We start from the raw sequence: 16,676 nt of genomic DNA, 5'->3' as shown, positions 1-16,676 counted from the left end.
GAGGGGCTCCCGCTGGCGAATTCTACCCACCGGTAGCCCCTCCCACCCTCAGGCGGACTGGTAGACGACCAGCGACACCGCCACGTACTGCAGGACGTAGGCCGCCAGCGTGCACGCGTGGAAGACCTCGTGGAAGCCGAACCAGCTCGGCGAGGGGTCGGGACGGCGCAGGCCGTACACCACACCGCCCACGCTGTAGGCGATCCCGCCGGCGGCGACGAGCACGCAGGCCGCGATCCCCGCGCCCTCGAGGAACTGCGGCATGAAGAACACCGCGACCCATCCCAGGGCGATGTAGAGGGTCACGTACAGCCAGCGCGGCGCGCCCACCCACGTGGTACGGAAGATCACACCGGCGACCGCGCCCGTCCAGACGACGGCCAGCACCCCGACGCGGGTGGCGCCGTCCAGGGCCACCACGGCGAACGGCGTGTACGTCCCGGCGATGATCAGGTAGATGTTGGCGTGGTCGAAGCGGCGCAGCAGTTCGATGAGCCGGGTGGAGCGCTGCCGGTGGTAGGTCCCCGAGATCCCGAACAGCAGGCCCGAGGCCGCCACGTACACCGCCGACGCCAGCCGCGCCTGGAGGGTGGGGCCGAGCGCGACGAGCACGAGCCCGGCCACCAGCACGGCGGGGAACGCGCCCAGATGCAGCCAGCCGCGCAGCCGGGGCCTGGTCGGGGACGGAACGCCGCCCGCCGCCGCGCCGTGCCCCGGCGGCCGCGTGGCGCGCACCACCGGCGGACTGCCGGGCCGCGGCGGGGAGTCGGTCGTCGACGGGGACGCCGTGGACGGGCGGTGGCGCGATGTGGCCACGGGCAACCTCCTCGCTCACTAACCTACGCATCCGTAGGTTACGCGACCGTAGGTTGCCGTGGGAGGTGCCGCCGCACGTGAGCCTCATCACCGCGGCCCGACCTGGGGCGACGCGGGACGACGCGGGTCAGGGGACGAAGACCGCCAGCGGCTTGGCCGCCCCGCCCTGCTCCTCCACCAGTGCCAGCAGCGTCCCGTCGGGCGCGAACACGCCCACCGGCCCCGGACCGAGCCCGACCGCCGGAAGCCGCCCCCCGTGCATGACCTTGCGCGCGTCGTCGGCGTCGACCTCGCGGCGCGGGAACGCCTCCGACACCGCCTCCCCCATCGGGAGGACCTCCAGCTTCTCGGAGAGCTGCTCGATCGTCCGCGCCATGCCGAGGTCGTACGGGCCCACCCTGGTCCTGCGCAGGTACGTCAGATGCCCGCCGGTGCCCAGCGCGGCGCCCAGATCGCGGGCCAGCGCCCGGATGTAGGTGCCCGACGAGCACGCGATCGAGGCGTCCACGTCGATGACGTCGCCGTCCCGGCGCACGTCCGTCACCGTGAACGAGCGCACCGTCACCGGCCGCGCCTCCAGCGCCACCCGCTCGCCCTTGCGGGCCATCTTGTACGCCCGCTCGCCGTTCACCTTGATCGCGCTGACCTGCGGCGGCACCTGCCGGATCTCCCCGGTCAGCGCGGCGATCCCCGCCTCCAGCGCCGCATCGGCCACGCCCGCCGCCGACGCGGTCGCCGTGATCTCGCCCTCGGCGTCGTCGGTGTTGGTGGACTGCCCGAGCCGGATCGTGGCGTCGTACCCCTTCTCGGTCAGCGCCAGATGGCCGAGCAGCCGGGTCGCCTTCTCCACCCCGATCACCAGCACCCCGGTCGCCATCGGGTCCAGCGTGCCCGCGTGCCCCACCCGCCGGGTCCGCGCCAGCCGCCGCAGCTTCCCCACCACGTCGTGCGAGGTCCACTCCGCCGGCTTGTCCACGATCACCAGCCCGGAGCCCGCCTTCTCGGTCATGCCGCGTCCCTCAGTGCGTTCCTCAGGCGGTCGATGATGGCGGCGGGCTCGCCGTGGAGGGTGAACGCCGCCGCGGTGCGGTGGCCGCCGCCGCCGAGGGCCACGCAGGCGCGGCCCACGTCGACGCGGCCCTTGGACCGGGTCGAGACGTACCAGTCGCCCTGGTCGTTCTGCTTGCAGACCACCGCGACCTCGGCCTCGTCGGTACGGCGGAGCTGGTCGATGACGCCCTCCAGCTGGTCGTACGGGACACCGCGGCTGTCGCGGTCGGCGCGGCCGATGGTCGTCCAGACCAGGCCGAGGCCGCCCGCGGCGTCACGTTCCAGACGGGCCCGGGCCAGGGCGCCCGCCAGCACCATCAGGTAGCCGAACGGGGCACGGTCCCACAGCTCGCGGCTCACCGCCTCGGGGCGCACCCCGGCGGCCAGCAGGCGCCCCGCCAGGTCGTGCACCTGCGGGGTGGTGCAGGGGTACTTGAACGAACCGGTGTCGCTGGCCAGCCCCGCGTACAGGCCCTGGGCGATGTCGCGGGACAGCGGGACGCCGAGCCGGCCGATCAGCTCGTCCACCAGCACGGCGGTGGCGGCGGCGTCGGGGTCGACGAGGCGCACCGCGCCGAAGCCGGTGTTGGACGCGTGGTGGTCGACCACGATCAGCGCGGAGGCGGCGGAGGCCGGCCCGGCCAGGGACCCGAGGCGTTCCACGCCCGCCGCGTCCAGGGTGACCATGACCTCCGGCCGCTCCGGCACCCGGAACGGTTCCACCAGCAGTTCCTGGCCGGGCAGGAAGCGCAGGCTGGCCGGGATCGTGAACGGCTCGCCGAACGAGGCGACGCAGCGCTTGCCCAGGGCCCGCAGTGCCTGGCCCAGAGCCAGCATCGAGCCGAGCGCGTCGCCGTCGGGGGCGATGTGGCAGGCCAGGACGATCTCGTCGGCGGCCTGGATGAGCTCGACGGCGCGGTCCCAGTCGAGCCCGGGGCCGACGTCCCCCGGACCGCGCCGGCCGCCCGGCCCTCCGGAACCGGCGCGGAGGCCGGAAACGCCGGGTACGGGGCCTCCGGGCCCGCCGGCGGGCCCGGCCGCGGCCTCCGCCCGGACCAGGACGGCGCGCTCGGGTGCGATCAGGACGCTCAGCTCGTCGGGGAGGCGCGGTGCGGGCCCGGCCGCCGAACGCAGCGAATGGTCCACGTGCTCGGACGCGGCTCCCCACGCCGCGGCGGGCAGGCCCCACGCCGGTGCGGGGGCCTCGTGGTCGCTGGTCCAGACGGCGCCCGGTGTCCGCGCGCCCCCCGCCACCGGTTCACTCACGATGACGAGTGTCCCGCTTCGCCGCCCTCGTCGTCGCCGGTTTCGTCGACATCGCCGTCCTCGTCCGCCCGGTAGGGGTTGGCGTCGCCGGCGTGGACGGCCCCCTGCGCGGCCTTGGCGACCTCGGCGTCCCTGGCCCGCGCCTGGGCGAGCAGGTCGTCGATGTGGGCGGCGTTCTGCGCCACGGAGTCGGCGACGAAGGTGAGGCTCGGGGTGTGCCGGACACCGGTCTTGCGCCCGACCTCCGTGCGGATCACGCCCTTGGCGCTCTCCAGGGCGGCGGCGGTCTCGGCCCGCTCGCTGTCAGACCCGTACACCGTGTAGTAGACGGTGGCGTCGCGCAGGTCGTTGGTGATGCGGGCGTCCGTCACGGTGACGAACCCGAGCCGGGGGTCCTTGATCCGCCGCTCCAGCATCTCCGCCACGATCTGCTGGATGCGGTCGGCGAGCTTACGCGCGCGAGCTGCGTCCACCATGATCGCACTCCCTTTCCATGGGTCGTCGCGAGGGGGTTGTCAATCCTCGCCGTTGTAGAGCCGCCGCCGTGCCGACAGCAGCTCGATCTCGGGGCGACCGGCCACCAGCCGCTCGCACTGGTCCAGCACCTCGGTGCAGTTGCCGGCGGTCGCCGACACGACCGCCACCCCGATCTCCGCGCGGCGGTGCAGGTCGGTGGCGCCGGTCTCGGCGACGGCCACGCCCGGGAACCGCTTGCGGACCTCGGCGATGACGGGGCGGACGACCGAGCGCTTCTGCTTCAGCGACCGGACGTCCCCCAAGAGCAGATCGAGTGTCAGCGCACCCACGTACACCTGGTGGATCACCTCGGGTTTCTGTTGGAGTGGAACGACGGACGGGGCCCGGGGTGTTCCCGTGCCCCGCGTGGCGGGACGCACACGGGGGGCGGCCTCGCGGGCCGGGACGCTGGCGCGGCCGGGTCCGGGCGGCGCCGGGCGGCGGCGCCAGGACGCCGCCGACGCGACACGGCGCCAGGACGGGAGACCCGCCCTGACGCCGTGCGCGCGTACTACGGCGTACCGCTCGACGCGGTGCCTCAGTCGCGGGGCTTCTCCCGCATCTCGAAGCACTCGATGGTGTCGCCGAGCTTGATGTCGTTGTAGCCGACGCCGATACCGCACTCGAAGCCCTCGCGGACCTCGGTGGCGTCGTCCTTGAAGCGGCGCAGGGACGACACGGTGAGGTTGTCGGACACCACGACCCCGTCGCGGACCAGCCGGGCCTTGGCGTTGCGCTGGATGATCCCGGAGGTGACCATCGAACCGGCCACGTTGCCGATCCGCGGCACCTTGAAGATCTCGCGGATCTCCGCGGTGCCCAGCTGGACCTCCTCGAACTCCGGCTTCAGCATGCCCTTGAGGGCCGCCTCGACCTCCTCGATCGCCTGGTAGATGACCGAGTAGTAGCGGATGTCCACGCCCTCGCGGTCGGCCAGCTCCTGCGCGTTGCGCTCGGGCCGCACGTTGAAGCCGATGATGACCGCGCCGTCGGAGGCCAGCGACAGGTTGACGTCGTCCTGCGTGATCGCGCCGACGCCGCGGCGGATGACCCGCAGGTTGACCTCGTCGCCGACGTCGATCTTCGACAGCGAGTCCTCCAGCGCCTCCACCGAACCGGACACGTCGCCCTTGAGGATGAGCAGCAGTTCCTGCCGCTCGCCCTTCTCCAGGTCCTTGAACAGCTCTTCGAGGGAGCTGCTCTTGCGGCTCTTGAGAAGCTCGGCGTTGCGCTTGCGGGCGACCCGCTTGTCGGCGATCTGCCGGGCGACCCGGTCGTCGTCGACGACCAGGAAGTTGTCACCCGCGCCGGGCACGGCGGTGAGGCCGAGCACCAGCACCGGACGCGAGGGTGTCGCCTCCTCGACGTTGTTGCCGTTCTCGTCGAGCATCGCCCGGACGCGGCCGTAGGCCACGCCGCAGACGATCGAGTCGCCGACCCGCAGCGTGCCGCGCTGCACCAGCACGGTCGCCACGGCGCCGCGGCCCCGGTCGAGGTTGGCCTCGATGGCCGAGCCCTGGGCGGGCATGTCCGGGTTGGCCTTGAGCTCCAGCTCGGCGTCGGCGGTCAGGATGACCGCCTCGAGCAGCCCGTCGATGTTGATGCCCTGGCGGGCGGAGACGTCGACGAACTGGGTCTGGCCGCCGAACTCCTCGGCGATCAGGCCGTACTCGGTGAGCTGGGCCCGCACCCGCTGCGGATCCGCGCCCTCCACATCGATCTTGTTGACCGCGACGACGATCGGCACCCCGGCCGCCGTGGCGTGGTCGATCGCCTCGGTGGTCTGCGGCTTGACGCCGTCGTCGGCGGCGACCACCAGCACCACCAGGTCGGTGGTGTCGGCACCGCGGGCACGCATGGCGGTGAACGCCTCGTGACCCGGGGTGTCGATGAAGGTGATCTTGCGCTCCTCGCCGTCGACCTCGGTCTGCACCTGGTAGGCGCCGATGTGCTGGGTGATCCCGCCGGCCTCGCCCGCCTGGACGTTGGCGTTGCGGATCGCGTCCAGCAGCTTGGTCTTACCGTGGTCGACGTGACCCATGACGGTCACGACCGGCGGACGCGGCTGCAGGTGGTCCTCGCCGCCGTCGTCCTCGCCGTACTCGATGTCGAACGACTCGAGCAGCTCGCGGTCCTCGTCCTCCGCGCTGACGACCTGGACGTCGAAGTCCAGCTCGAGCCCGAGGGCCAGGAGGTCGTCCTGCTCCACCGACTGGGTGGCGGTGACCATCTTGCCCAGGTGCATCATGATCTGGACCAGCGAGGCCGGGTTCGCCCCGATCTTCTCGGCGAAGTCGGTCAGCGTGGCGCCCTGCGGCAGGCGGATGACCTTGCCGTTGCCGCGCGGGGCCTGGACGCCGCCGATCGCCGGCGCCTGCATGTTGTCGAACTCTTGACGCCGCTGCTTCTTGGACTTGCGCCCGCGGGCCGGACGGCCTCCGGGGCGTCCGAACGCGCCCTGCGTGCCGCCGCGGCCGCGACCGCCGCCACCGGGACGGGGACCGCCGAAGCCGCCGCCGCCACCCGGACGACCGCCGCCACCGGGACGCGGGCCGCCGAAGCCGCCGCCACCGCCGCCGGGACGACCGCCGCCACCGGGACGACCGCCGCCACCGCCACCGCCCGGACGGCCACCGCCGCCACCGGGACGGCCACCGCCGCCACCGCCGGGACCGCCGCTCCGCCCGGGGGCGGAGGGCCGCGAGGACGGCATGTTCATCGGGCTCGGCCGCGGGCCTCCCCCTGGACGCGGCGGCATGTTGCCCGGGCTGGGCCGCGGGCCGCCGGCGCCCGGGGCGCCGGTGCGCGGACCGCCGGACGGGCGCGGGCCGCCGGGGCGGTCGCCGCCGCGGTCCGGACGCTCCGGACGGTCGCCGCCCGGACGCGGGCCCGGACGGGGACCGGGCTTGGGCGCCTGGCCCATGCCGGTGTTGGTCGAGCTGAACGGGTTGTTGCCCGGACGCGGGCCGCCGGGGCCACGACCGCCGCCACCGCCACCGCCGCCTGGGCGGGGGCCGGGACGCGGGCCGGGCTTGGGCGCGCGGGGACCCGGACGCGGGCCGCCGTCGCGACCGCCCTCGCGGGGGCCGGAACGCTGACCGCCGTCGCGGGGGCCGCCTTCACGCTGACCGCCGTCGCGGGGGCCACCATCACGGTGCCCACCATCACGGGGGCCGCCGTCGCGGGGACCGCCGGCGGGGCCGCCGCCCGGTGCCCTCGGCACGGGCGGGGCGGGCGACGCCGAGGCCGCGGCCGCCGGGGCCACCGGCGTGCTGGGCGCGGGCGGGACCGGACCCGGACGCGGGCCGGGCCTGGGGCCGCCGCCCTGACCACCGGAACCACCGGAACCACCGGCGCCGCCGGCGGCGGGCCGGGGCCCGGGTGCGGCAGGACGCGGCGCCTGCGGCTTGGGCGGACCCGGACGGGCGCCCTGAGGTGCGCCGGAGGGCGCGGGACCGGACGGGCCGGGCCCGGGCCGCGGCGCCGACGGGCGCGGGCCGGGGCGCTTCGGCGCGACCCTGTTGTCCGCCTTGGCGGACGAAGAATTGGAGAACTCCTGTGTGAGCCTGCGAACGACCGGCGCCTCGATCGTGGAGGACGCCGAACGCACGAACTCGCCCATTTCCCTGAGCTTGGCCATGACGACCTTGCTCTCTACACCGAACTCCTTGGCGAGTTCGTAAACCCGGACCTTCGCCACTGCACTCCCTACTCGGTCCGGGGGTGCGGCCTCCGGACCGTCGCTAACCTGCCGTACTCATCGCGGCGTGCTCATCGAGCGCTCATAGCAATCTCGACCTGCTTCCGACTAGACGTCGCTTACCGTTCGGCCATCCTGCTGCTGCGGCGCCTGTGCCGCAAGCCCGTCTCGCAGCACACTGACATCGAGCGGCCCCGCCAGGCGAAAGGCCCGGGGGAACGCCCGACGTCGCTCAGCGAGCTCGAGACATCCCAGGTCGGGGTGCAGGTGGGCACCCCGGCCCGGCATCGCTTTGCCCAGGTCGGGGACGATGACGCCCTCGACCGCCACCAGGCGCAGCAGGTCGGACTTGGCCGTGCGAACCCGGCAGCCCACGCAGGTGCGAAGCGGGACCGCCCGGCCACGTGATGAAAGTCTACCGCGCCGAGGCGTCGGCGGGACCTGTCGCATGCTCTCCTGACGTAGTTGATCCAGATTCGCCGGATCCGGCCGCTTTGTCGTTGTCACCGGGACGGTACTGTTCCGCGCCGCCGGAGCGGTTCTCCGCCCGGCACGGACACGACCCGCCCGGCGGCGCCCGCACTGTTACGAGGCTGTGACCCGGACGGCCCGCGCCGGCCCCGTCCGCCCCGCCGCGAGGCGGGGTCGGAGCGGGGGCGCCGTCACGAGGCGGTGCCCTCCGGGGCGCCCTCCTGAGCCTGGGCCGCCCGGCCCTCCTGCCCGGCCTTGCCGGCCTGCCCGGCCTGACCTTCCTGTCCGGTCTGACCTTGCCGGCCGGTCTGGCCGGTCTGCGGGGTCTGGCCCTCCTGGCCCGGCTGCCGCGCCTGCTCGACCTGCTCGGTGTCGGACCGGATGTCGATCCGCCAGCCGGTGAGGCGGGCGGCCAGGCGGGCGTTCTGGCCCTCCTTGCCGATCGCCAGCGACAGCTGGTAGTCGGGCACGATCACCCGCGCCACCCGGGCGTCGGCGTCCACCACCTCGACGGCGGAGACCCGCGCCGGCGACAGCGCGTTGCCCACGAAGTCGGCCGGGTCCTCGGACCAGTCGACGATGTCGATCTTCTCGCCGTGCAGCTCGTGCATCACGTTGCGGACCCGGCTGCCCAGCGGGCCGATGCAGGCCCCCTTGGCGTTCACCCCGGCCTTGCGGGAGCGGACCGCGATCTTGGTGCGGTGCCCCGCCTCCCGGGCGATCGCCGCGATCTCCACGGTGCCGTCGGCGATCTCCGGGACCTCCAGCGCGAACAGCTTGCGGACCAGGTTGGGATGGGTCCGCGACAGCTGCACCGACGGGCCCCGGTGCCCCTTGCGCACCTGGACGACGTAGGCCCGCAGCCGCTCGCCGTGGTCGTAGGACTCGCCCGGCACCTGCTCCTGCGGGGGCAGCACCGCCTCGATCTTGCCGAGGTCCACCAGCACGTTCCGCGGGTCCTTGCCCTGCTGGATGATGCCGGAGACGATGTCGCCCTCACGGCCGGCGTACTCGCCGAACGTCAGCTCGTCCTCGGCGTCCCGCAGCCGCTGCAGGATGACCTGCTTGGCCGTGGTCGCCGCGATACGTCCGAACCCCGTCGGGGTGTCGTCGTATTCCCGGACGGTCTGCCCCTCCTCGTCGGTCTCGGTCGCCCACACGGTCACGTGGCCGGTGGCGCGGTCGAGCTGGACCCGCGCCTTGGGGGCCGCGCCCTCGGTGCGGTTGTAGGCGATCAGCAGGGCGTCTTCGATGGCCTTGACGGCCACGTCGAGCGAGATGTCCTTCTCGCTCTCCAGGCTGCGCAAGGCGGTCATGTCGATGTCCACGAGGCTCCCCCCTCTATTCCGGCTCAGCCGGAGAACGCGATTCCTCGGCCTCGCCGCCGGGCGGGCGGAACTCCACCTGGACCCGTCCGCGCCCCAGCTCGCCGAGGCCGAACCGGCGCCTGGTCGTCTCGGGACCGCCCTTGCCGCCCTTGGCTCCCGGCCCGCCGCCCTTGGCGGCCTTGGCTCCCTTGCCCTTACCGCCGCCCTGGCCGGTGCCGGTGACGTCGATGACGACCGACTCCTCGTCCGCGGAGACCACCCGGCCCTCGATCTGGCCGCCCTCGGCCAGCGGCGCGACGACCAGCCGGCCGGCGGCGCGGCGCCAGTGCCGGGGCTCGGTGAGGGGACGGTCGACGCCCGGCGAGGTCACCTCCAGCACGTACGGGCCGGTGCCCATGACCTCGGCGTCGTCGAGGAGGCCGGAGGCGGCCTGGCTGAGCAGCGCGACGTCGTCGAGGCTCACCCCGCCGTCGGCGTCCACCACGATCCGCACCAGCCGGCGCCGGCCGGCGGGCCGCACGTCGACCTCCTCCAGGTCGAAGCCCGCCGCGGCGACGGCGGGCGTCAGCAGGCGGGTCAGATCCTCCACGGCCGCCGCGCGGCCGCCGCCCGCGGCCGGAACGGCGTCGCGGCCCCGCTGAGCGCGTCCACCGCCGGACTCGACGCTCATGGGCTCTCCTCTGTGTGGCCTTTATTGGTGCTGTGGGCAGTGCCGGACTGTTCAGGTCGTCCCAGGTCTCTGCCCAGGTCGGACTGGAGGCCTGGTGCGGCCCGCCTTCAAGACTATCGACAGACGGGCACCTCAGCGGCCTTTCGGACGGCTCACCGGCGCGCCGGTGTATGGAATGCTTGAGCTGGCGCGATGGGCGGATCGTCCGCGCCGGGCCGACACCGCCACGGCACTCGGTGAGGAGACGCGTTGCCAGCAGCCGGACCGGGCGGCGTCGCGACGTCCAGGCGGGCGGCGCTGCTGGGCGGGGGTGCCGCGCTGACCGTCCCGCTCCTGAGCGGGTGCGCCGGCGCGGACGGCGACGGCGACCGTGCCGCGCGGGCGCCGCTCGGGGCCGGGGTGCCGATCCTGGTCGGGGCGATCGCGGCCGAGCAGGATCTGATCGCCCTCTACGAGGCGGCCCGCCGGGCGCACCCGTCCCTGGCCGGCCGCATCGACCCCGCGCTGGCCCACCACCGCGAGCATCTGGCCGTGCTGCGCCGCCACTACGTGCCCGGGACGGGCGACCGGGCCGGCGAGGGCGGCGCGATCCCGCGGCCCACGCCCAGGCAGGCGCCCGGCAAGGCGTCGCAGGCGCTGGCGGCCCTTCGCGAGGCGGAGGAGCGGGCGGCCGAAGCCCGCGCGGCCGACGCGGGCCGGGCCGATCCCGGTCTGGCCCAGCTCCTCGCCAGCATCGGCGCGTGCGAGGCCGGGCACGCGGCGGCGCTCGCGGAGGAGTAGCGGACCGGCGAGGATCCTAGGCACGGGGGTTCGATGATCACGCGAGGCCGGCGGGCGGCGTCCGTCGACGCGCTCCAGACGGTCCTGCGGGCCGAGCACGCCGCCGTCTACGGGTACGGGGTCGTGGGCGCGCGCCTGCGGGGCTCCCTCCGGGAGTCCGCCAGGACGCTGTGGAACGCCCACCGCACCAGGCGCGACGAGCTCGCGGCGCGGATCACCGGCCTCGGCGCCGAGCCCGCCGCCGCGGCGCCCGCCTACCGGCTGCCCGTCCAGGTCGCCTCCGCCCGTGGTGCCGCCCAGGTCGCGGCCGCGCTGGAGGACGATCTCGTGGTCTCCTACACCGGCCTGGCGGGGTCCGCGGACGCGGCGCTGCGCACGTTCGCGGCCCAGGCCATGCAGGAGGCGATGGCGCGGGCCGTGCGCTGGCACTCCCTGTCGGGACGGCCCGTGAAGGAGCCGTCCGCGGGGCCTTCGGTACCCGGCCCGCCCCGTACGTCGGCGTTCCCCGGACTGTCCGCCGGCGCCCTCGTCCCCAGGCCGCGACCGGGCGACTGACCGCACACCCTAGGAACATTCACCCCATTAGTCGCGTTGGTCCCTTTTGGATACCGGCATCACTCGGGGGAGGGACCGGCGATGAACACGACGCACAAGGACACGGCGGCCAGGACCAGGGCGGGCAGGACCGGGCACCCGGTCAAGAAGGAGCACGCGCACAGCGTCTCCACCTCATCGGACTCATCGGAGACCCTGGACGCGCTGCGCGCCGCCTACCAGGCGCAGCTCTCCCAGCTGGCCTCCGAGCGGGACGAGGCGCGCCGCCAGGCCCGCCGCGCCAAGGCCGAGGCGGACGTGGCCAGGGCCGACCTGGCCAGCCTCACGGCACGGGTGAACGAGCTGCTGTCGGCGGCCGCGTCCCATCTCCCGCACCGGACCTGACGTCACACCTCGCCCCTGACCATGTCGATCAGGCGGTCGAGAACATAGGAGTCGGCCGTCAGGCCGTTGTGGGCGTACTCGTTGGTGATCCACCGGCGCAGTCCCCTGACCGCCGCGGCCGTCTCCAGCGAGTGCTCGCGGTCGACGTACATGTCGTCGTGGTAGACGGCCGCCGCCACCGGGACGGTGTTGGCGGCCAGCACGCCGGGGTCGTACAGGGGCGGCCATTCCTCGTCCCGGGCCAGCATCTCGGCGCACTCCTTCAGCGGCCGCAGCGCCGGGTCCTCGTCGAAGAACCAGGGGTAGATCATCTCCCCGAAGAGCATGGCGGGCTCCTCGAACTCCGGGAACTCCTCCAGAACGCGTTGCGCCGCCCAGTTCGACGCCGTCCCCTGGCAGTAGCTCGGCTCGTGGAGCAACGCGTACAGGGGGTGGCGGGCGTAGCCGACGGCCGCGTCCACGCCGTGGAGGAAGGTGTCGGAGAGTTCCTCGCCCTCGAACGCCTCCTCCAGGAGGTGGTGCAGGTCATCGAAGTGCGCGGACGAGCCCAGGTCGTGGCCGAGCGTGCGGAACCTGCGGCCGGTGAGGCGCTCGCCGCCGGGCAGCCGCACGTCGCGGCCGTCCAGGTGGCCGACCACCCGCCGGACGAGTTCGCGGTCGCCGGGGTAGCGCGCGTAATAGCGTTCGACGGCGGCCCTGACGCGCGGGTAGGCGGCGCGGTAGACCTCGTCGGCCCCGGCGGTCAGGCTCGGCAGCCCGCCGGTGATGAACGCCTCGCGCAGCCCTTCGGGCGCCAGCGACAGGTACGTGACCGCGCAGAACCCGCCGAAGCTCTGGCCCAGCACGCTCCACGGCCGGTCGCCGGCCAGGGCGCGGCGCAGCAGTTCCGCGTCCCGCACGATCGAGTCGGCGCGGAAGTGCCGCAGCCGGCGGGCGGCCTCCGCGGGGTCGGCGGGCAGCGTCCGCCGGTTCGCCGGGGTGCTGCGGCCCGTGCCGCGCTGGTCGAGCAGCAGCACCCGGTAGTCGCGCAGCGCGCGGCCCAGCCAGGCGGCGGCGTCGCCCGGACGGGTCGCCTTGTGCCCGGGGCCGCCCTGCAGGAAGAGCAGCCACGGAAGGTCGTCGTGCTCCCGGCCCGGGGCGACGACCTCGCGCGCGTAGACCTCGATCGTGCCGCCGTCCGGATCGCCGTGGTCGAGCGGGACCTCCAGGAAGTGGTCGGTGCAGACGAAGCCGGGACGGCGGAACGTGACGGTCATGCCCCCACTATGGCCCTGACCGTCCGGCCCCCGGGGACCCGGCCTGGTTCTCTCAGGACCAGCGGTCGATGTGGTGCAGCAGGTCGCCGAGGCCCCCGATGGTGGCGTCGGGGGTGACCGAGTCCCAGGCGGGGACGGTGCTGTTGGGCACCAGCACGCCGCGCAGCCCGGCGGACTTGGCCCCGTGGATGTCGTCGTAGGGGCGGTCGCCGACGAACACGCACGCCGCCGGGTCGTCGGCGCCGACCGCCGCCATCGCGGCGCGGAACGCCTCGGCGTGCGGCTTGGTCCAGGGGATCTCGCTGGAGTAGACGGCGCCGTCGAGGAGGTCGAGCACGCCGTCGCGGGCGAAGATCCGCTCGTGCCAGTCGCGCGACCACATGGTGTTGGACAGCACGCCGACCTTGATGCCGCGCTCGCGCAGCGTCCGGAGCAGGCCGGGCGCGGCCGGGTCGATGATCGTGTGCGGGGTCCAGATGTCGAACTGGGTGGCCAGCATGGCCTCGCTCGGCGCCACCCCGGCGAGCTCGAACAGCTCCTCCAGCGTGGCGCTGCGGTGCTCGTCCCGGCCCCGCCGCCACAGCTCCAGCTCGGCGTCCAGGAGGGCGGTGGCGACCTCCTCGACCTGGTCGGGGTCGAGGTGGGCGGCGCACACCCGCCGCCACATCTCCCCCAGCTCGATGTCGTGCCACGGGGTCAGGGTGCCGCCCCAGTCGAAGATCACAGCAGAAACCGCCATGCCGGGATGGTAACCACGACGGGCCCTCCGCGGGCCTTCGGCGGGCCCGAAGGCGGCCCGGTGCACGCCCCTCGGGCGGCCCTTGAAGGACGGCGGCGGGCCATGGATGATCTTTCAGACGATGTCCTGACGCGTCCGCGCGTCCCCCGGAGGCGCGACCGGGGCTCGGGCCGACCCTGCTGAACCGATGGGAATGGCGAGGAGCTCATGTCGCGTATTCGCAGATGCCTGGCGGCCGGCGCGGTGCTGGCCGCCGTGGCCGCGCCCGGCGCCGTCCCGGCGCTGACCGCCCCGGCGGCCGCGGCGCCGGTGCCCGACGGGCCGGGCCGGGGCCTGGTGCCCGCCTACCTCGGAGCGCCCGCGACGCCTCGCCCCATGGCCGGGACGCCGATCCCCGCCAACCCGCACCAGGGGCCGGTCGGCCTGTCGTCCATGCACGCCGACAGCCACGCCTCCGACACCTACCCGTTCAGCGGGCCGCTGGGGCGGCGGCCCCAGGTCCTGTCGGAGGCGAAGGCGGGCGGGCTGCTGCCGGGGCTGTGCTCGACGGTCACGTTCGCCCGCAGGACCGGCCTCATCGTGGCGCAGTGCACGCAGGGCGCGAACTTCACGCTGCGGCTGATCGACCCGAAGACCCTCAAGGACCTGGCGACGTTCCGGCTCCCGCCCCGCCCGTCCACGGTGACGGCCGTGGTGACCGCCGACTTCGACAAGGTCCTCACCGACACCTCCGGCGGCGCGTACTACTACCTCGATCCGCGGGACCGCGCGGTGCTCGCCGACTCGGCCTTCCACCTGCGGCGGTTCGCGCACGAGAAGGGCCCGGACGGGACGTGGCGCTTCACCGTCACCGACGACTGGGACCTGAGCGGGCACCTGCCGCACGACTGCGCCACCTGGACGAACCCGTGGCCGAAGGGCGAGTGCGACCCGGTCACGGCGGTCGGCCCGGACTGGGGCGGCCTGATCTGGTGGATCACCCGGAACGGCCGGATCGGGACGGTCGATCCGGGCACCGGCACGGTCCGGGCGATCCGGCTGCCCGGCGAGGGGATCCAGAACTCCTTCGCCGCCGGCGAGGACGGGGTGTCGATCGTCTCCGACCACGCGCTCTACCGGCTGCGCGCCGGCCGCGACGGGACGCCGGAGATCGTGTGGCGGGCGCCCTACGACCGGGGAAGCGGGCGCAAGCCGGGGCAGATCGACCAGGGGTCCGGGACGACGCCCACCCTGCTCGGCACCGAGTACGTGGCGATCACCGACAACGCCGACGACCGGATGAACGTGCTGGTGCACCGCCGCTCGGACGGCCGGCGGGTCTGCGCGGTCCCGGTGTTCCGCAGTGGCGCGAGCGCCACCGACAACTCGCTGGTCGGCTACGGCCGCAGCCTGTTCGTGGAGAACAACCACGGCTACCGCAACTTCTTCGAGCTGCCGCCCGGGGGCTCGCCGGCGGGCGGGGTGAGCCGGGTGGACGTCGACGCGGACGGCCGGGGCTGCCGCACGGTCTGGGAGAGCGCGGAGCGGTCGCCGTCCACGGTCGCGAAGGCGTCGGTCCCGGCGGGGCTGCTGTACCTGTACACCAAGGAGCCCCGGAGGGATCTCATCGACGCCTGGTACCTGACGGCCGTCGACGTCCACACCGGGCGGACGGTCTACAAGGTCCTGACGGGCACCGGGAAGTGGTTCGACAACAACTGGGCGCCGATCACGCTGGGCCCGGACGGCACGGCCTATGTCGGTGTCGTGGGCGGACTGGTGGCGGTGCGCGACCGTCCCTGAGCCGGATGTGGCCATCTGAGTGATCGCGCCCACACCTGGGTTCCGGAGGGTCTCCGGCGGGAATGTTCGTGCGCGATCGGGGGTTGCGGCGAGCGGGGCTAGCTTGCGAGGTGACCGGGACATGAGCCGATCAGTCACGGCATCTACGCGACCCGCCCCCGATCACGTTCTCGATCACGGCCCCGCCGCCCAGGAGGTTCCCGCGGCTCTCGACCTGTCCGCCGAGCCCCGCGCCCGCCGTTCCCGGAGGCGCAGGCTCGCGCAGTGGGCGCTGATCGCCGCGGCCGTCGTGCTGCTGGTGGCGTTCCGCGACCGGCTGCCCGACATCGGCGCGATGGGGGACGCGGCGGCCGGGGCGCGGCCGGAGTGGCTGGCGGTGGTCGTGGTCGCCGTGGCGATCTCGATGGGCTCGTTCGCGCGCCTCCAGCGGCGGCTGCTGCGGATCGGCGGGGTGCGCATCTCGCTGCGGCGGGCGTTCGCGGTGACGTACGCGGGCAACGCGCTGTCCACCACGCTCCCGGCCGGGCCCGCGGTCAGCGTCGTCTACACCTTCCGGCAGTTCCGGCACAGCGGCGCGACGGCGCAGCTGGCGACGGCCGTGATCCTGGTCGGCGGCGTCATCACGACCTCCGCCTACTCCCTGATCGCGCTGGCGGCCCTGCTCGCGGCGCCGCAGGCGCGCGGGCCGGCGATCGCCGCGCTGGCGGTGCCCATGATCGCCGTGCCGGCGCTGTCGCTGGTGCTGGCGCTGCGCGGCCCGCGCGCCCGCGCCGCGGCGCTGGCGGGCCGGCTCGGCCGGGCCGTCCTGGCGCACCGGCGGGTCGCCCCGTTCGCGCGGTCGCTGCGCGACGGCTGCGCGGCGCTGCGCCCGTCCCGCCGCGACTGGGCGGCGCTGGTGGCGCTGGCGGTGGTGAACTGGGTGTTCGACATCCTGGCGCTGTTCGCGGCGGCGCAGGCGGTCGGCATCGACATCGCGCCGCACGGGGTGGCGCTGGCGTACTTCGCGGCACAGGCGGCGGGCAGCGTGATCCCGGTGCTGCCGGGCGGCCTGGGCGCGATCGAGAGCAGCATGGCGGCCTCGCTGGTCGCGCTCGGCGCGGCGCTGGCGCCGGCCGGGGCGGCGGTCGGGCTGTACCGGCTGATGTCGTACGTCGTCGTGGTGGCGGTGGGCTGGCTGGCGTGGGCGGTGCTGCACGAGGGCGCGCGGCTGCCGGTCCGGGCGCGGCGGTGGCTGGCGGGCGCCGGGCGGGGCGTGCTGGAGGGCCTGGCCACGGTGGCGATGATGACCATGCTGACGCCGTACACGACGGCGCGCGGCGTCCACCCCGCCGCACCGCGCCGCGGCTGACCGCCGCGGCCGACC

At 74.5% G+C, this 16,676-nt stretch carries 16 protein-coding genes; 5 read left to right on the top strand and 11 right to left on the bottom strand.

Translation table 11 applies throughout. From position 1 onward, the window contains the following. Window positions 1-48: 48 nt before the first annotated feature. The 9 genes from trhA to rimP form a co-directional block, all read right to left on the bottom strand. Complete coding sequence (trhA, locus tag ACZ466_RS34380; RefSeq protein ID WP_378290542.1) at window positions 49-816, bottom strand: PAQR family membrane homeostasis protein TrhA; 768 nt, start codon at window positions 814-816, stop codon at window positions 49-51. A 127-nt stretch (window positions 817-943) separates the two neighbouring features. Then, window positions 944-1,825 (bottom strand): tRNA pseudouridine(55) synthase TruB, encoded by an 882-nt coding sequence (gene truB / locus ACZ466_RS34375; RefSeq protein WP_378290540.1) that lies wholly within the window; start codon window positions 1,823-1,825, stop codon window positions 944-946. Continuing rightward, window positions 1,822-3,132, bottom strand: coding sequence for a DHH family phosphoesterase (locus ACZ466_RS34370; RefSeq protein ID WP_378290538.1), 1,311 nt, complete (start codon window positions 3,130-3,132; stop codon window positions 1,822-1,824). Before ACZ466_RS34370 ends, truB begins: the two co-directional genes overlap by 4 nt. Further along, on the bottom strand, window positions 3,129-3,608 hold the full coding sequence (gene rbfA / locus ACZ466_RS34365; protein WP_378290536.1) for a 30S ribosome-binding factor RbfA: 480 nt from the start codon (window positions 3,606-3,608) through the stop codon (window positions 3,129-3,131). The genes ACZ466_RS34370 and rbfA overlap by 4 nt, the downstream gene beginning before the upstream one ends. Window positions 3,609-3,647: 39 nt before the next feature. Next, window positions 3,648-3,956 (bottom strand): DUF503 domain-containing protein, encoded by a 309-nt coding sequence (locus tag ACZ466_RS34360; RefSeq protein ID WP_378290534.1) that lies wholly within the window; start codon window positions 3,954-3,956, stop codon window positions 3,648-3,650. A gap of 230 nt (window positions 3,957-4,186) precedes the next feature. Further along, on the bottom strand, window positions 4,187-7,348 hold the full coding sequence (gene infB / locus ACZ466_RS34355) for a translation initiation factor IF-2 (RefSeq protein ID WP_464041793.1): 3,162 nt from the start codon (window positions 7,346-7,348) through the stop codon (window positions 4,187-4,189). A 108-nt stretch (window positions 7,349-7,456) separates the two neighbouring features. Next, entirely contained in the window at window positions 7,457-7,798 is a 342-nt protein-coding gene (locus ACZ466_RS34350; RefSeq protein WP_378293253.1) for a YlxR family protein, read from the bottom strand. A gap of 212 nt (window positions 7,799-8,010) precedes the next feature. Next, entirely contained in the window at window positions 8,011-9,135 is a 1,125-nt protein-coding gene (gene nusA / locus ACZ466_RS34345) for a transcription termination factor NusA (RefSeq protein WP_378293255.1), read from the bottom strand. A 25-nt stretch (window positions 9,136-9,160) separates the two neighbouring features. Then, the gene (gene rimP / locus ACZ466_RS34340) at window positions 9,161-9,817 is read right to left on the bottom strand and encodes a ribosome maturation factor RimP (protein ID WP_378293251.1); all 657 of its coding nucleotides are present in this window, start codon (window positions 9,815-9,817) and stop codon (window positions 9,161-9,163) included. 249 nt (window positions 9,818-10,066) lie between these two features. Between rimP and ACZ466_RS34335 the strand changes: the two genes are divergently transcribed. The 3 genes from ACZ466_RS34335 (at window position 10,067) to ACZ466_RS34325 (ending at window position 11,536) form a co-directional block, all read left to right on the top strand. Further along, the gene (locus ACZ466_RS34335; protein WP_378293249.1) at window positions 10,067-10,597 is read left to right on the top strand and encodes a hypothetical protein; all 531 of its coding nucleotides are present in this window, start codon (window positions 10,067-10,069) and stop codon (window positions 10,595-10,597) included. 33 nt (window positions 10,598-10,630) lie between these two features. Next, entirely contained in the window at window positions 10,631-11,152 is a 522-nt protein-coding gene (locus ACZ466_RS34330) for a ferritin-like domain-containing protein (protein WP_378293247.1), read from the top strand. Window positions 11,153-11,233: 81 nt separating this feature from the next. Next, entirely contained in the window at window positions 11,234-11,536 is a 303-nt protein-coding gene (locus ACZ466_RS34325) for a hypothetical protein (protein WP_378293245.1), read from the top strand. Between the two features lie 2 nt (window positions 11,537-11,538). On the opposite strand, the gene ACZ466_RS34320 is transcribed toward ACZ466_RS34325, so the two are convergent. Further along, window positions 11,539-12,792, bottom strand: a complete 1,254-nt coding sequence (locus tag ACZ466_RS34320) for an alpha/beta fold hydrolase (RefSeq protein ID WP_378293243.1) — start codon at window positions 12,790-12,792, stop codon at window positions 11,539-11,541. 52 nt (window positions 12,793-12,844) lie between these two features. Beyond that, window positions 12,845-13,531, bottom strand: a complete 687-nt coding sequence (locus tag ACZ466_RS34315) for an HAD family hydrolase (protein WP_378293241.1) — start codon at window positions 13,529-13,531, stop codon at window positions 12,845-12,847. 207 nt (window positions 13,532-13,738) lie between these two features. On the opposite strand from ACZ466_RS34315, the gene ACZ466_RS34310 reads away from it, so the two are divergent. Further along, complete coding sequence (locus ACZ466_RS34310; RefSeq protein ID WP_378293239.1) at window positions 13,739-15,313, top strand: NHL repeat-containing protein; 1,575 nt, start codon at window positions 13,739-13,741, stop codon at window positions 15,311-15,313. A 121-nt stretch (window positions 15,314-15,434) separates the two neighbouring features. Then, window positions 15,435-16,661 (top strand): lysylphosphatidylglycerol synthase transmembrane domain-containing protein, encoded by a 1,227-nt coding sequence (locus ACZ466_RS34305; protein WP_464041792.1) that lies wholly within the window; start codon window positions 15,435-15,437, stop codon window positions 16,659-16,661. The last annotated feature ends 15 nt before the right edge of the window (window positions 16,662-16,676 follow it).

The sequence above is a fragment of the Actinomadura rugatobispora genome (assembly GCF_055379765.1).
The sequence above is the reverse complement of the archived record's forward strand: the minus strand, read 5'-3'. Positions and strand labels throughout refer to the sequence as shown.

Excerpts from the sequence above, each read along its gene's own strand:
- truB (WP_378290540.1), bottom strand. The coding sequence starts at position 1,825 with ATGACCGAGAAGGCGGGCTCCGGGCTGGTGATCGTGGACAAGCCGGCG.
- rbfA (WP_378290536.1), bottom strand. The coding sequence starts at position 3,608 with ATGGTGGACGCAGCTCGCGCGCGTAAGCTCGCCGACCGCATCCAGCAG.
- ACZ466_RS34350 (WP_378293253.1), bottom strand. The coding sequence starts at position 7,798 with ATGCGACAGGTCCCGCCGACGCCTCGGCGCGGTAGACTTTCATCACGT.
- nusA (WP_378293255.1), bottom strand. The coding sequence starts at position 9,135 with ATGACCGCCTTGCGCAGCCTGGAGAGCGAGAAGGACATCTCGCTCGAC.
- rimP (WP_378293251.1), bottom strand. The coding sequence starts at position 9,817 with ATGAGCGTCGAGTCCGGCGGTGGACGCGCTCAGCGGGGCCGCGACGCC.
- ACZ466_RS34330 (WP_378293247.1), top strand. The coding sequence starts at position 10,631 with ATGATCACGCGAGGCCGGCGGGCGGCGTCCGTCGACGCGCTCCAGACG.
- ACZ466_RS34325 (WP_378293245.1), top strand. The coding sequence starts at position 11,234 with ATGAACACGACGCACAAGGACACGGCGGCCAGGACCAGGGCGGGCAGG.
- ACZ466_RS34320 (WP_378293243.1), bottom strand. The coding sequence starts at position 12,792 with ATGACCGTCACGTTCCGCCGTCCCGGCTTCGTCTGCACCGACCACTTC.
- ACZ466_RS34315 (WP_378293241.1), bottom strand. The coding sequence starts at position 13,531 with ATGGCGGTTTCTGCTGTGATCTTCGACTGGGGCGGCACCCTGACCCCG.
- ACZ466_RS34310 (WP_378293239.1), top strand. The coding sequence starts at position 13,739 with ATGTCGCGTATTCGCAGATGCCTGGCGGCCGGCGCGGTGCTGGCCGCC.
- ACZ466_RS34305 (WP_464041792.1), top strand. The coding sequence starts at position 15,435 with ATGAGCCGATCAGTCACGGCATCTACGCGACCCGCCCCCGATCACGTT.